Origin of the sequence: Salinisphaera shabanensis E1L3A (genome assembly GCF_000215955.2) — a bacterium.
GTDB lineage: Bacteria > Pseudomonadota > Gammaproteobacteria > Nevskiales > Salinisphaeraceae > Salinisphaera > Salinisphaera shabanensis.
Map to the genome: position 1 here is coordinate 1 of NZ_AFNV02000041.1, position 13,234 is coordinate 13,234.

Here is a 13,234-nt window from a genome sequence, read left to right on the forward strand (position 1 = left end):
ACCCGTTCCCCGCAGGCGCGGGGATGAACCGCAAATATGGCTTGGCGCGATCGCTCTGGTAAGCCCGTTCCCCGCAGGCGCGGGGATGAACCGCGCCTGAGCCTCTGGCGCAAACGCCCATGCGGCCGTTCCCCGCAGGCGCGGGGATGAACCGCGGGCTAGACTGTTTGGGGTAAATAAAAAGACCCGTTCCCCGCAGGCGCGGGGATGAACCCGTTTTGTCTATGACCGCTGGCACCGGCCGTTCCCCGCAGGCGCGGGGATGAACCGCAGTACTTCCCCGAGATCGCGGAATGTCGCTAACCGTTCCCCGCAGGCGCGGGGATGAACCGGAATACCAGCGCAAGCTCGACCGGATGCAGAACCGTTCCCCGCAGGCGCGGGGATGAACCGCCTTCATGGCCGCCGGGTACGCGAGCGAGTACCCGTTCCCCGCAGGCGCGGGGATGAACCAGGCGATAAAGCAGGCTGTGTGCGACATAGCCCCCGTTCCCCGCAGGCGCGGGGATGAACCGGCCGAAACTAAGCGACATGAACGAAGCCCGTTCCCCGCAGGCGCGGGGATGAACCGCGTTATATGGGCGACAAGATCATCCCGGCCGACCGTTCCCCGCAGGCGCGGGGATGAACGAGTTAGAGCGGCTGACGAAAGATGAGAGGCCGTTCCCCGCAGGCGCGGGGATGAACCGTTCTGCTGGGTCGTACTCGAGGCCGGCGGCCGCCCGTTCTTCGCAAGCGTGGACAAACCAACGTGTATCTAAGCGGCTTCCACCGAAAGCCGGAGGCCCAGCACCCGCGCGACTTTATAAACCGTCTCCAGTGTGGGGTTGCCCTCGGGCGAAAGCGCCTTGTACAGGCTTTGGCGGCCCAGGCCGGCCTCTTCGGCTATGCCGGTCATGCCCTTAGCCCGGGCGATCGCTCCCAGCGCATTGGCGATAGCGCCGACGTCGCCTTCGCTATCTTCGATGGTGGCATTCAAATACGCCGCCATCGTTTCCGGGCTGTCCAGAAAATCGGCCGGATCATAGTGGCTAAGTTCGATTGTCACGGCTGCCTCCTTGCTGACGTATTAATCCGAAAATCCTCACTGGATTTGTCGCGCGATATGTTTCGCCTCCTTGATGTCTTTCGATTGAGTGGACTTGTCACCGCCACAAAGCAGAATCACCAGCGTCTTGCCGCGCTGGGTGTAATACACCCGATAGCCTGGCCCCGTAGTCAGTCGCAATTCACGAATACCTTCGCTCAGATTGCGATGGTCGCCGGGATTGCCCGCGCGTAAACGATCGATGCGTGACAGTATCTGTGCTCGGCCTCGGGGATCTTTGAGCTGCTTCAGCCAATTCGAAAATGTGGATGTCTGCCGAACCTCCATGGCTCTATTGTCTCCTTAAAGAGACGTTCTTTCAATAGCGATCATCATAGTCACCGTTGTGCACCGCTGCGGGGCGAGCCGCCATTTTTAGCCGACTCGGAACACGATACGTAATCGGCGTCGCAATATCGGCTGTAGAAATAAGGCGATTTGCGTGAATTGATGGCGGCGCACCGCGAAGCCGCTCTATGGGATTGATTGATAGAGCCTGTTATGTAGGCCTGGGCGCTGCTCGCCGTAGGCGAACCGCATCTTCTGGCGCTGGGAAAAAAGGCCTGGGCCGGCCGCAGTTCATGCGCCCGGGGAACGGCTATCGCGTGATCAAGCGTCCAGTGGTGTGTAGTTCGCCTACTTGTGCGTTGCGGCTACCCGCCGTGTTTTGTCGAGATCTTTCTTTTTTTGCGGCAGGGTCGTGAATTGACCCAGCGACAGACATAGGCTGGTGATCAAAAGGCGAGCGGGAGAGGCGATGAAACAAGAAGAAGGCCAACAACGCCCGTTGGAACTCAAACGAGCATTCTCTGCGTTGAGTCCGCAGGCGCGTTCGATCTGGTCCAAGAGCGCCGCCGATGACGGCGCGGGCCACAATCTTCTCGCGCATTTGCTGGACGTGGCCGCCGTGGCCGAAGCCCTGCTTGAACACGAGCCGCCGACAACCCTGGACTGGGTCAGTCGCGCGCTGGGCCTGCCCCGCGAAGGCTGTATTCGATGGGTTACCGCGCTGGCCGGGCTGCATGATTTTGGCAAGGCGATTCCCGGTTTCGTTATCAAATGGCCAGTGGGTCAGATGCGCGCCCAGGCTGCCGGCCTGGATTTTCCAGACGAGGCGACGGGGCGCGACAACCATTCGCTGGCGACTGCGGCGCTGCTCGCCGAACCATTGCAACAGCTCACGCAGGCGCCCCGGGGATGGGTGATCGCGGTGGTGCAAGCAATTGCTGCGCACCACGGCCGGCATTTTCGCGCAGACGAGCAATCGCAGGGCCGGCCCAAGCGCGAGCCGGCGGCGTGGGCGGCCGCGCGTAGCGAAATACTCGAAGCGTATTGGCAAACGCTCAAGCCCAGCGGTCGTCCGGCGCATGCAGACCTGGACCTGGCCGCGGTGAACTGGCTTGCCGGGCTGACGAGCGCGGCGGATTGGATTGCCTCCAACGTGGAATGGTTCGAGCTCGGCGAGCGCCGTGATGAACTGCACGATTATTACGAGCACGCACGCCTGCTCGCTGTGGATGCACTAGCGGATGCCGGTTGGCCGCGTTTTCAGCCGCTTCTCGCCGAGCCGGAGGTCGCCGAAACCCTGCTTGAGCGTATCCGGGGCAGGCCGACAGCACCAAGACCGTTGCAGCAGGCCGGCGACGCGCTTATTAAACAGGCGCAGGGGTCGACGTTGCTGCTGGTCGAAGCGCCCATGGGCGAGGGCAAGACCGAATTGGCGTATCTGGCCTATCTTCGCTTGCAGTCTACGAATGCACATCGCGGGCTGTATGTCGCCTCGCCGACACAGGCAACGGGCAATGCGCTTTTCGGCCGCACCGAACGCTTTCTGAGCGCTTTCTTGCGCGAGCGCGCGGATATTCAACTCGTACATGGCGGCGCGGCGATGAACGCACAGCTGCGCCATCTGCGTGACATTGCGCACGACAAACACGAAACGCTGGCGGCCTCGGCCTGGTTTTCCCAGCGGCGCCGCCCGTTGCTATCGCCGTACGGGGTGGGCACCGTCGATCAGGCGTTACTGGGCGTGCTCAACGCCAAGCATCATTTCGTCCGACTGTGGGGCTTGGCCAACCGGGTGGTTGTGCTGGATGAGGTGCATGCCTACGACACCTATACCAGTGTGCTGATCGAGGCCCTCGTGCGTTGGCTCAAGGCCATGGGCAGTTCGGTGGTGCTCATGAGTGCAACCTTGCCGCGCAGCAAGCGCGATCGACTCGTTCAGGCCTGGGGCGCCGATCCGCAGGCAGTGCAGGAAAGCGCCTATCCACGGTTGACGCAGATCGATGCGCATTCGATTCGCAGCAAGAGTTTCGCCTGCCGGCCGCTGGCGCCAATCGCCGTCCACGCCGTCGACGAGTCGTTGGAAGCGATCAAGAGCCAGGCTATTGCGTTGCTGGCGGATGGCGGTTGCGGGGCGGTGATCGTCAATACCGTCGATCGTGCGCAGATCTTGTTTCGGTTGCTCGAAACACACGCGCAGGCAAGCGATATCGAAATGATCTTGTTCCACGCACGCTTTCCTGCCGACCAGCGTGCCGACATCGAAAAGCGCGTGCTGTCGCTGTTCGGCGAATCAAACGACGCCAATTCCGAGGTTCGTCCGTCCAAGGGCTTGCTGATTGCCACCCAAGTAGCCGAGCAATCGCTCGATCTGGACTTCGACTTCATGTTGAGCGATCTCGCGCCCATCGATTTGCTGCTACAGCGCGCCGGTCGCATGCATCGCCACGACCGGGAGCGCCCTGCGGCCCACGCCCAGGCGCGTCTCTGGGTGGCCGGTCTTCACCCCGATCGTTTGCCGGCGCTCAAGGAGACAGCCTGGGAGTATGTCTACGACCCGTTCGTGCTCGGCCATACCTGGGCCTGTCTGCGCGAAAGGGAAACGCTGCAGCTGCCGGCCGACATCGATGCGCTCGTCCAGCATGTCTACAGCTTTCCGGAATTGCCCGCCTCGGTTGATGCAAAGACCCGCGATTTCATCGAAATCGAGTGCTACGGCGCTCGTCTGGGCGCCGAAACGGGCAAGCATCAACAGGCGATGGATATATCAATCGATCCGGAAGAAGAGCCGGCCCGCGCTTACCAGAACAAACGCTTTGGCGGCGACGACGAAGAGGGCATGCGGAATGTGACTCGCCTTGGGCCAGAGTCGGTGAATCTTGTGCCGATCGATGTGATCGACGGCGCGTGGGCGCTCGACGGCACCGTCGTCGATCCAGCGCAGGTTCCGTCAGACGCTATCGCCCGCCAGCTTTACGCCCGCCAGCTACGCGTCTCGCGCAAGGCGGTCGTGCTGCATTGTCAGCAGGCAGAGCTGCCCGTCGCGTTCGCGGATCACCCGTTGCTGCGGCATCTCTACCCCATGCCGATGGTCGATGGCCGCTGCGAACTGAGTGGGCAGGGGCTTCATCTGGACCCGGTGTTGGGGCTCGTCTACGAAGGGGCTGAAAAATGAGGGGAAGAAGCCTTCCCCTCGTCGGCCCCACTTGCGTGGGGAAAGTTCGTACGGCGGCATTTGCGCCAATGACCGTAACGGTTCATCCCCGTTCGGGGATAACTAGTATTATAAAGCAAGTGGAACCCATTGCTAATGATCGTAACTTATCGAGGGTCTTCCATAGGTGCTTTCGATCGGCTACTCTGGAACCGTTCACCCACCCAGGCGCCGACTGCCATGCTTGCATTTTGCTATCTAGTTCTCGAGTGGTTCCATCAATTTTCAGCTCTATCGCTGATCCAAGCGGCACTGTTCGTTTGCACGCTATTCGTCGTTGTTGCCGTCGTCGCGTTGTGGCGAGCGAAGCGAGTTCGCATCGTGGTCGAGTACGACTCGCGTGAATAACGTAAGGAGGTATTAGCGTGAAGGCCTCGTATGATCTGTTGCAGAAGCCTTGGCTGGATGTGCGTCTGGCCGACGGCACGGTAACCGCCTTCGGACTGCTCGAAACGTTCGAACGCAGCTCGGAGATCGTGGCGCTGGCCGACACGGCGCCGCCAAGTGTCGTGGCGCAATATCGATTGCTGCTGGCGATCACCCATCGCGCGATTACCACGGCGCAAGGGCGTTGGCGGGAATCCGAGCGGGCCGGTTGGTATCAAAACGGTCTGCCGGCGGACGTAATACGCGCCTACCTAGAGCACTGGCACGATCGCTTCTGGCTGTTTCACGATAAGCATCCGTTCATGCAGGCGGCCGTGCTGGATACGGCCGAAGCGACCCGCGACAAGCGCAAGAGCGTGGCGCAAATATCGTTGGCGAGTGCGACCGGCAATACGCCCGTGGTGTTCGACCACGCCTATGACAGCGAGCCGGCAGAATTCACCCCGGCCCAAGCGCTGAACACGCTCCTCGGGTTTCTGCAGTTCACGCCCGGCGGGCTGGTCAAGGTGTTTCGTGGTTCGGACAAGGCCGGGGCGCTGGCCAATACCGCGGCGGTCATCCCCTTGGGCCAAACGCTCGCCGAGACGATCGCGCTGGGCCTTCACCCGGATGAACGACGCTCGAACGCTGAACCGGATCGGCCCAGCTGGGAACGCGAACCGCTCACCGAGAAACAACTCGCCGGCGCGCCGGTATTTGCCACGGGGCCGAATGATCGCTACACGCGCCAGAGCCGTGCCGTGCTGTTCCAGCGCGAAGACAACGGCAATATTCGCTGGCTGCGTTTCGGGGCCGGGCTGGCCCTGGGCGACAGCGAGACCCAGCCCGACCCGATGGCCAGCTTTCGTGCCGGCCAGAACGGGCCCGTACGCATCAGCTTTAGTGAAGGGCGCGCGACATGGCGCGACCTACCTGCACTCGTGCCGGGGCCATCGAGCGAAACTGAAAACCGGCGTCCGGCTGCGGTCATTGCGTATGCAGCAGGCTTGCATCAAGAGCTTGGATCCGGCTTGAACCGTTATCAGCCGCTGTTGGTGGCCGGGCTGGCCAGCGATCAGGCTAAGCTGCTGCGCTGGCGTATGGAGCAGATCGTGCTGCCAGCCAACCTGCTGGTCGATCCCGACCGCTCGGAGACCCTCCAGGAGAAGGTGGCAGATGCGGAAGCGCTCTACTACGCACTGCGAGCGCTGGCGCGGGCGATGCTCGCCGACAGCATGCCGGATTCTGACAACAAGGAAACAAAGGCCCGAGCCCAGGGCCTTCTCGTGGCCGGGCCCCTGACATCCACGTATTTCGCAACCTCCGAGCGCGCCTTGCCCACGCTTATGGCGCAGCTCGCCGCCGATGAGTTTGAAGCCGCGACAGACCACTGGAACGAAGCGCTGCGTGATGCGGCGCAACGCGCCTGGCGCGATGTGGTCGCAGGCCTGGGCAGCATGCCCCGCGGGCTGCGTGCAGAAGCGCGGCACTATCCTCGGCTATTGGGTCTGCTTGCGAAACATGCGCCCAAAGCAGGCCCCGCCGCAGGAGAAAAGCCATGACCCCCCATGCAGGCAAGTTCGTTGGTTATCTCGAAACGCTGTATGAAAACGATCGGGGGGCCATTGCCCGCCTGCGCCACAGTCTGGCTCAGCCGATCGGCGAAGATCCGAAAGCAGTGGCAATCGTCGAACGTTTTGCAGGCATGGAACGCGATGTGGGCGACCCGTATCGTCTGGCGCTGTATCTCATCGCCGCTTTATATGCGCATCACCCGGAACAATCAGGCACCACGCTCGCACAGGCGTTTGGCACGCTATGGCGTACCCGGCAAAATCCCAGCATAGAGCAGCGTTTCGTCACCCTGCTGCAAGCTGACGAACAGCAGATCGCGGTACGTCTGCGCCAAGCTATCACGCTGCTCGCAGCAGACGGATACGGCTTTGATTACGTCCAACTCATCGCAGATGTCGCGCTGTGGTTCGATCCCCTCAAGCGAGAAGACCGCTGGCAGGCGATGCGCCAGCGTTGGGGCCGCGAGTTCTATGGTGCCGCGTTTGCCGGCCAGGCCATTCAAAGTGAGCCTGAGGGGGTAAAACAGCATCTGCTAGCGCTCGCGAAGGATGAATCCCCGGTGCTGGCCCGCCTGCGTCGAAGCCTGACGCTACCGCCCGGCGAGGATCCCGCGGTTTTCCCGTCGGTGGAGCCTTTCATTGATCCTGCCTGGAAAAGTGGCGACCCGAGACGACGCGCGCGCTACCTCGTGGCAGGCCTGTTCGCGACCCATTCGGCATATGAGCCAGGCTGCACCTTGGCTTCTGCACTGAACCGATTGGCCGCGCAGAACAAAGATGATGGTCAAAGCGTCGAGCGCCGTTTCATTGCAGTGCTTGGCGCCTCGGCCGACACCATCGCCGATCATCTACGGCAGGCGGTGGCTTTGCTTCGCGACACCCAGATCGGCTACGACCCCGCGCTTCTTATCAAGGATATGGAAGTCTGGTTGGCGCGCACGCCGAATGTGGCATGCCTTGATGGGCGCCGCCAGCGCTGGGCTCGGGATTTCTACTGGATACCGCGTAGTGACGAACACGATAACCAATCCGAAACAACACAAGAGCAGGGGGCCTGAACATGCGTGCATTCCTCGAATTTCACATCATCCAGAACTTCGCACCGTCGAATCTCAACCGCGACGATACGGGCGCGCCTAAGGACGCGATCTTTGGCGGCCATCGTCGTGCGCGGGTGAGCAGTCAATGCTTCAAGCGGGCCACCCGTCTGGCGGCAGCGGAATACGATCTCGTCGACGAAGCCCATCGCGGCATTCGCACCAAGCGGCTCAAGCGGCTGCTGGTGGAGCGTCTGACCGAGCGTGATCCGGAAGAAGCTGCCGGTAAGATCGAAAGCGCGCTGGCGGCGGCTGGACTCAGTCTGTCCAAGAAAGACAGTGAAAAGACGGAATATCTGCTTTTTCTCGGTGAGAAGGAAATATCAGGCTTTGCCGAATTGGTAGACGAGCACTGGGATGATTTGGCGGACGTCGATACGGCCGCCAACAAGAAACAGCGCAAGGCGGCCGCGCCCCCGGAAGTTACCAAGAAAGCCAAGGCGCTTCTCGATGGCGGAAAGGCCGTAGACATTGCCCTGTTTGGACGCATGCTCGCCGATCTGCCGGCGGTGAATCAGGATGCGGCATGCCAGGTCGCCCATGCGATCAGCACGCATCGCGTGGAGCGCGAATTCGACTACTACACTGCCGTTGATGACGACCTCGGGCCCGAAGATGAGCCGGGTGCCGACATGATCGGCCAGATCGAATTCAACTCCGCGACCTTCTATCGCTACGCCGTGCTCGACATTAACAAGCTGCTCGACAACCTGCAGGGCGACCGTGAACTTGCCTTATCGGCGATTGAAGCATTTGCGACGGCTTTCGCGCGCGCTGTACCCACGGGAAAGCAAAACACGTTCGCGGCACACAACGCGCCGGATTTCATCGGTGTGAGCCTGCGTCACGTTGCGCCCATGAGTCTAGCCAACGCGTTCGAAAAACCGGTCACGGCGGATCTGCGCGAATCGCTCACTGAACAATCGGTTCAACGTTTGCAAAAGACCGACCAGAAGCTATCTGCCGTGTACAGCGACGGCCAGGACCAGTGGCTTTATCTGGACCTGACCGGTCAGTGGCAAGACAGCGATCAAAGTGAAGAGTTGCCCAATCTTGTTCAGCTCGCCCAGCGCGTGCGCGAACTCGCAGACACCGCGTTGGAGGCGTAGTCGTGGCCACACTGCTGATGCGCTTGGCTGGGCCCATGCAATCCTGGGGCACGACCAGCCGATTCGACGAACGCGATACGCAGCTCGAGCCCTCGAAGTCGGGCGTGCTGGGCCTCGTCTGTGCCGCCCTTGGCCGCGATCGGACGGAGCCGGTCGCCGATCTTGCAGCATTGCGTATGGGCGTACGTGTCGACCGAGAAGGTGTCCCGATGCGCGACTATCACACCGCGACCGGCGTGGTTGCGTCGTCGGGCAAAACCGATGCAAATCGTACCGTTGTCAGCCAGCGCTACTACCTATCGGACGCGGTCTTTCTCGTTGCGCTGGAAGGCGAGCGCGAGTTGCTTGCCCAAATCCATGATGCCCTTCGCGCGCCGAACTGGCCGTTGTGTCTCGGACGTAAGAGCTTTGTGCCGTCTCGTCCGGTCTTTATGCCGGACGGTTTGCGCGACGCTAGTCTGTTGGATGTGCTGGGATCGACGTCATTGCTAGCCGAGCAAGACGTACGCGAAAAAACGCGGCGAAGACGCGTCGTGATCGAGGATGCCAACGAAGGTACCGTTCGGATAGACCAGCCGATCGCGCCATTCTCCGAGCGCCGGTTTGGCCCGCGCTTCGTCAAGACATTTGACCTGGAGCTGGAGGTCGGCGATGTTTCTGACACGACTGACGCTTGACCTGCGGCATGGCGCGGTCCGGCGCGACCTCGCCGATGCCTACGACATGCACCGATCTCTGGTGCGGGCATTCGTAACCGAGCGCGACGAAGTACCGCCGCGTTTTCTCTGGCGCGTCGAGCCCGAATCGGTATGGCGGGCCCCAGTTGTGATGGTTCAATCGACCGTCGAACCGGACTGGCGTGTTTTGGGCGGAACCGGTTACTTCAAAAAAGCGCCGGAAACGAAAGAGATCGATCCAGCCGTGCTCATTGAGCTGGGGCGGTATTACCGGTTCCGGCTGTTCGCGAACCCCACGGTCACCCAGCAGGGAAAGCGCTATGGTTTACAAACAGAACCAGAGCAACAAACGTGGCTCGAACGTAAAGCAGCCAAATGTGGCTTCGAGGTACAAAACGTTCTGGTCACGGCAAGCGACGTGGTACATGTGAAAAATGATGTGATCTGCTTGCAACAAGCCTGTTTCGAGGGTGTTTTAAAAGCGACCGAGGCGTGCGCGTTAGAGAACGCGCTCAAGCATGGCATCGGACCCGGTAAAGCATTCGGGTTCGGGTTGCTGAGCCTCGCACCCCGGTAATTCGGCGCACCGTCGTTCGATGGCCTTCATTCCCCTAAAACCCATTCCCCTCAAAGACCGTCGCTCGATGGTCTTCGTCGGACGCGGCCAGATCGACGTGCGCGATGGCGCGTTCGTGGTGGTCGACGAAGTCAACGGCGAGCGTATGCATATCCCGGTGGGCACGACGGCCTGCATTCTGCTCGAACCGGGCACACGCGTTTCGCATGCCGCGATCAAGCTCGCGTCGACCGTGGGGACGTTACTCATCTGGGTGGGCGAAGCCGGCGTGCGTCTCTACAGCGCGGGCCAGCCGGGTGGGGCGCGTTCCGACAAGCTGCTCTACCAGGCGCGGCTCGCGCTCGAAGACGATCTGCGGTTGAAGGTCGTGCGCAAGATGTTCGAAATGCGCTTCGGCGAAGCGCCGCCGTCGCGTCGCAGTGTCGATCAGCTTCGTGGTATCGAGGGCGCACGGGTGCGCAAGCTCTACCAGCAGCTCGCCAAGCAATACGGATTGAAATGGCACGGGCGCCGCTACGACCCCAATGACTGGGATGCCTCCGACCCCATCAACAAGGCGTTGTCGGCTGCCACCGCCTGTTTGTATGGCATTACCGAAGCCGCGATTCTGGCCGCGGGCTATGCGCCAGCCATCGGTTTCCTGCATACCGGCAAACCGCAAAGCTTCGTGTACGACATTGCCGATATCGTAAAATTCGAAACCGTGGTGCCGGCCGCGTTTCGCGTGGCGGCCAAAGGCGTGGCCAAGCCGGATCGCGACGTGCGCATCGCCTGTCGGGATGCGTTCACCAAGACGAAACTGCTCAACCGCATTATCCCGATGATTGAAGAGATTCTCGCCGCCGGCGAGATCGAACCCCCGCCCGCATCGCCCGATCAGGTGCCGCCGGCCATTCCCACGCCCGAATCACTGGGCGATGCCGGCCACCGCAGCGGCTGATATGGCCATGCTCGTCGTTGTGACCGAAGCGGTACCGCCGCGCCTGCGCGGCCGGCTTGCGGTATGGCTGCTTGAGATTCGGGCCGGTGTCTACGTAGGCGACGTGAGCAAGCGCGTGCGCGAGATGATCTGGGAACAGATCGAGGTGCTGGTAGAAGACGGCAACGTTGCCATGGCCTGGGCCAGTCGTCACGAATCCGGTTTCGAGTTCCAGACCGTGGGCGTTAACCGGCGCATTCCAATCGATCACGACGGACTACGTCTGGTGCGGTTTCTGCCCCCTGACGATAAATAGCTGAAAACGCTCGATCTTTAACAATTCGAGTTGGTTAAAAATCCACCGAATTGGCTGGTGGATTGAGGGCCGTCTGAATTGCCATTTGTAATCAGGTGCTTATAATTAGAGTGTTCCCCGCACACGCGGGGATGAACCGTCATTAATGGATGTCTCGCCGGGAGTGATGTGTTCCCCGCACACGCGGGGATGAACCGATGAGAGGGCCGAGGTATGAGCGAACCGTCCCGTGTTCCCCGCACACGCGGGGATGAACCCAGCCCCGGCTGAGTGTTCCCCGCACACGCGGGGATGAACCGACCGAAAAGAATCAAAGGAGCGTACAGAACCCGTGTTCCCCGCACACGCGGGGATGAACATGATGGAGCCTGCGCACGAATGCCCGAAGTGTTCCCCGCACACGCGGGGATGAACCGTGCCCAGGGCCGGGCATGATCTCGACATTGACGTGTTCCCCGCACACGCGGGGATGAACCGAAAGGTCATAACACCGACACCGGCAAACCAACGTGTTCCCCGCACACGCGGGGATGAACCGACCAGCACCTGTTGAGAATGGATAGTGCCGCTGTGTTCCCCGCACACGCGGGGATGAACCGCTAAAGGTTCCGAACCCCATAAGGTCGCTCGTGTGTTCCCCGCACACGCGGGGATGAACCGCCGTCGCAGCTTTCAGGCCTGTCGACAGCACAGTGTTCCCCGCACACGCGGGGATGAACCGCCGCTTGTGTGCGGAGCGGCTCACGGTACTAGGTGTTCCCCGCACACGCGGGGATGAACCGAATGACGCGGTTCGAGAGCGAAGCCGCATCTTGTGTTCCCCGCACACGCGGGGATGAACCGACGGCGGCAGGTAACGAGGAACTCGCACAATGGTGTTCCCCGCACACGCGGGGATGAACCGCTGACAGGACGACTTACGACTGCCGAGGTAAAGTGTTCCCCGCACACGCGGGGATGAACCGTCGGAGCGCACGCGGCGCACACACGACCACAGGTGTTCCCCGCACACGCGGGGATGAACCGAATCGGCGAATAACCGGCATTACTTCGCGTGCGTGTTCCCCGCACACGCGGGGATTGAACCGGTCGCGATAGCAGCGAAGCGATTGCCACGATCGTGTTCCCCGCACACGCGGGGATGAACCGTCCGAAGAGGTAACCGAAACCGAAACGTTGCCGTGTTCCCCGCACACGCGGGGATGAACGGATCAGGATAATTCCGAAGCCCGGAACGAAGTGTGTTCCCCGCACACGCGGGGATGAACCGCCAACGAAATCCAAGCGCGCCGGCCGCGTGCCGTGTTCCCCGCACACGCGGGGATGAACCGGAATGGCGTGCGATTACGGGCGACTCGTTCATGTGTTCCCCGCACACGCGGGGATGAACCGGCCCGATTTATTATAGCGGCGGGTCGATCAATGTGTTCCCCGCACACGCGGGGATGAACCGGATCGAAGAGGCCGTGACCACGATGGCTTTTTGTGTTCCCCGCACACGCGGGGATGAACCGAGTGCGCAAAGCGGCGCGGTCACGACGCACTGGTGTTCCCCGCACACGCGGGGATGAACCGTGTTCCCTGAGGCCGTCGCTGAGATGTTCCAGGACGTGTTCCCCGCACACGCGGGGATGAACCGACTATCTGGCCGGCGTACTGAGCAGCGCAATAGTGTTCCCCGCACACGCGGGGATGAACCGCGCGATCTGATCGTCGAGCGCAACGCGCAAGAGTGTTCCCCGCACCCGCGGGGATGAACCGATCGCGGAGAAGGGCCGGCGCACGGGCATCACGTGTTCCCCGCACCCGCAGGGATGAACCGAACGTTACCGATAACGCGCGCGCCAAAGCTGCTTTACGTTCTCTGCTTCCAATGCTGCGGGTCGCGGCTGCCGTGCATGACTGCCATAACAACGATGAATTCGGGTTCGACGCGGTAGAACACGGCGAATGGGAAGCGCCGAATTAATGCGCGACGCGTGGCGCGGTGCACTAGGGCGTGTTGCCGTTTCG

The 13,234-nt window shown here is 61.5% G+C and carries 10 protein-coding genes and 2 CRISPR repeat arrays; of the genes, 8 read left to right on the top strand and 2 right to left on the bottom strand.

Features of this window, described 5'->3' with window-relative positions; all coding sequences use genetic code 11:
- The first annotated feature begins 2 nt into the window (after nt 1-2).
- Nucleotides 3-688: direct repeats of the CRISPR family, unit length 28 nt; unit sequence CCGTTCCCCGCAGGCGCGGGGATGAACC.
- Nucleotides 689-757: 69 nt separating this feature from the next.
- Both SSPSH_RS17530 and SSPSH_RS17535 read right to left on the bottom strand, forming a co-directional pair.
- On the bottom strand, nt 758-1,048 hold the full coding sequence (locus SSPSH_RS17530) for an addiction module antidote protein (RefSeq protein ID WP_006914367.1): 291 nt from the start codon (nt 1,046-1,048) through the stop codon (nt 758-760).
- 36 nt (nt 1,049-1,084) lie between these two features.
- Nucleotides 1,085-1,375 (bottom strand): type II toxin-antitoxin system RelE/ParE family toxin, encoded by a 291-nt coding sequence (locus tag SSPSH_RS17535; protein WP_006914368.1) that lies wholly within the window; start codon nt 1,373-1,375, stop codon nt 1,085-1,087.
- Between the two features lie 469 nt (nt 1,376-1,844).
- Between SSPSH_RS17535 and SSPSH_RS17540 the strand changes: the two genes are divergently transcribed.
- The 8 genes from SSPSH_RS17540 (at nt 1,845) to cas2e (ending at nt 11,221) form a co-directional block, all read left to right on the top strand.
- The gene (locus tag SSPSH_RS17540) at nt 1,845-4,547 is read left to right on the top strand and encodes a CRISPR-associated helicase/endonuclease Cas3 (RefSeq protein WP_006914369.1); all 2,703 of its coding nucleotides are present in this window, start codon (nt 1,845-1,847) and stop codon (nt 4,545-4,547) included.
- Between the two features lie 404 nt (nt 4,548-4,951).
- The gene (gene casA / locus SSPSH_RS17545; protein ID WP_006914371.1) at nt 4,952-6,514 is read left to right on the top strand and encodes a type I-E CRISPR-associated protein Cse1/CasA; all 1,563 of its coding nucleotides are present in this window, start codon (nt 4,952-4,954) and stop codon (nt 6,512-6,514) included.
- The gene (casB, locus tag SSPSH_RS19045) at nt 6,511-7,584 is read left to right on the top strand and encodes a type I-E CRISPR-associated protein Cse2/CasB (protein ID WP_006914372.1); all 1,074 of its coding nucleotides are present in this window, start codon (nt 6,511-6,513) and stop codon (nt 7,582-7,584) included. The genes casA and casB overlap by 4 nt, the downstream gene beginning before the upstream one ends.
- A gap of 2 nt (nt 7,585-7,586) precedes the next feature.
- Nucleotides 7,587-8,732 (top strand): type I-E CRISPR-associated protein Cas7/Cse4/CasC, encoded by a 1,146-nt coding sequence (cas7e, locus tag SSPSH_RS17560; RefSeq protein ID WP_006914373.1) that lies wholly within the window; start codon nt 7,587-7,589, stop codon nt 8,730-8,732.
- Between the two features lie 2 nt (nt 8,733-8,734).
- Nucleotides 8,735-9,409, top strand: coding sequence for a type I-E CRISPR-associated protein Cas5/CasD (gene cas5e, locus SSPSH_RS17565; RefSeq protein WP_006914374.1), 675 nt, complete (start codon nt 8,735-8,737; stop codon nt 9,407-9,409).
- Nucleotides 9,384-9,986 carry a type I-E CRISPR-associated protein Cas6/Cse3/CasE gene (cas6e, locus tag SSPSH_RS17570; protein WP_006914375.1) on the top strand — a complete coding sequence of 201 codons (603 nt, stop codon included), beginning with the start codon at nt 9,384-9,386 and terminating at the stop codon, nt 9,984-9,986. Before cas5e ends, cas6e begins: the two co-directional genes overlap by 26 nt.
- Nucleotides 9,987-10,005: 19 nt before the next feature.
- Complete coding sequence (cas1e, locus tag SSPSH_RS17575; RefSeq protein WP_006914376.1) at nt 10,006-10,926, top strand: type I-E CRISPR-associated endonuclease Cas1e; 921 nt, start codon at nt 10,006-10,008, stop codon at nt 10,924-10,926.
- 1 nt (nt 10,927) lies between these two features.
- Complete coding sequence (gene cas2e / locus SSPSH_RS17580) at nt 10,928-11,221, top strand: type I-E CRISPR-associated endoribonuclease Cas2e (RefSeq protein ID WP_006914377.1); 294 nt, start codon at nt 10,928-10,930, stop codon at nt 11,219-11,221.
- 331 nt (nt 11,222-11,552) lie between these two features.
- Nucleotides 11,553-13,043: a CRISPR direct-repeat array (repeat unit 29 nt; unit sequence GTGTTCCCCGCACACGCGGGGATGAACCG).
- Nucleotides 13,044-13,234: the final 191 nt, after the last annotated feature.

What these genes read in the sequence shown, in the direction of transcription:
- SSPSH_RS17535 (WP_006914368.1), bottom strand. Translation starts at nt 1,375, where the DNA reads ATGGAGGTTCGGCAGACATCCACATTTTCGAATTGGCTGAAGCAGCTC.
- SSPSH_RS17540 (WP_006914369.1), top strand. Translation starts at nt 1,845, where the DNA reads ATGAAACAAGAAGAAGGCCAACAACGCCCGTTGGAACTCAAACGAGCA.
- casB (WP_006914372.1), top strand. Translation starts at nt 6,511, where the DNA reads ATGACCCCCCATGCAGGCAAGTTCGTTGGTTATCTCGAAACGCTGTAT.
- cas7e (WP_006914373.1), top strand. Translation starts at nt 7,587, where the DNA reads ATGCGTGCATTCCTCGAATTTCACATCATCCAGAACTTCGCACCGTCG.
- cas6e (WP_006914375.1), top strand. Translation starts at nt 9,384, where the DNA reads ATGTTTCTGACACGACTGACGCTTGACCTGCGGCATGGCGCGGTCCGG.
- cas1e (WP_006914376.1), top strand. Translation starts at nt 10,006, where the DNA reads ATGGCCTTCATTCCCCTAAAACCCATTCCCCTCAAAGACCGTCGCTCG.
- cas2e (WP_006914377.1), top strand. Translation starts at nt 10,928, where the DNA reads ATGGCCATGCTCGTCGTTGTGACCGAAGCGGTACCGCCGCGCCTGCGC.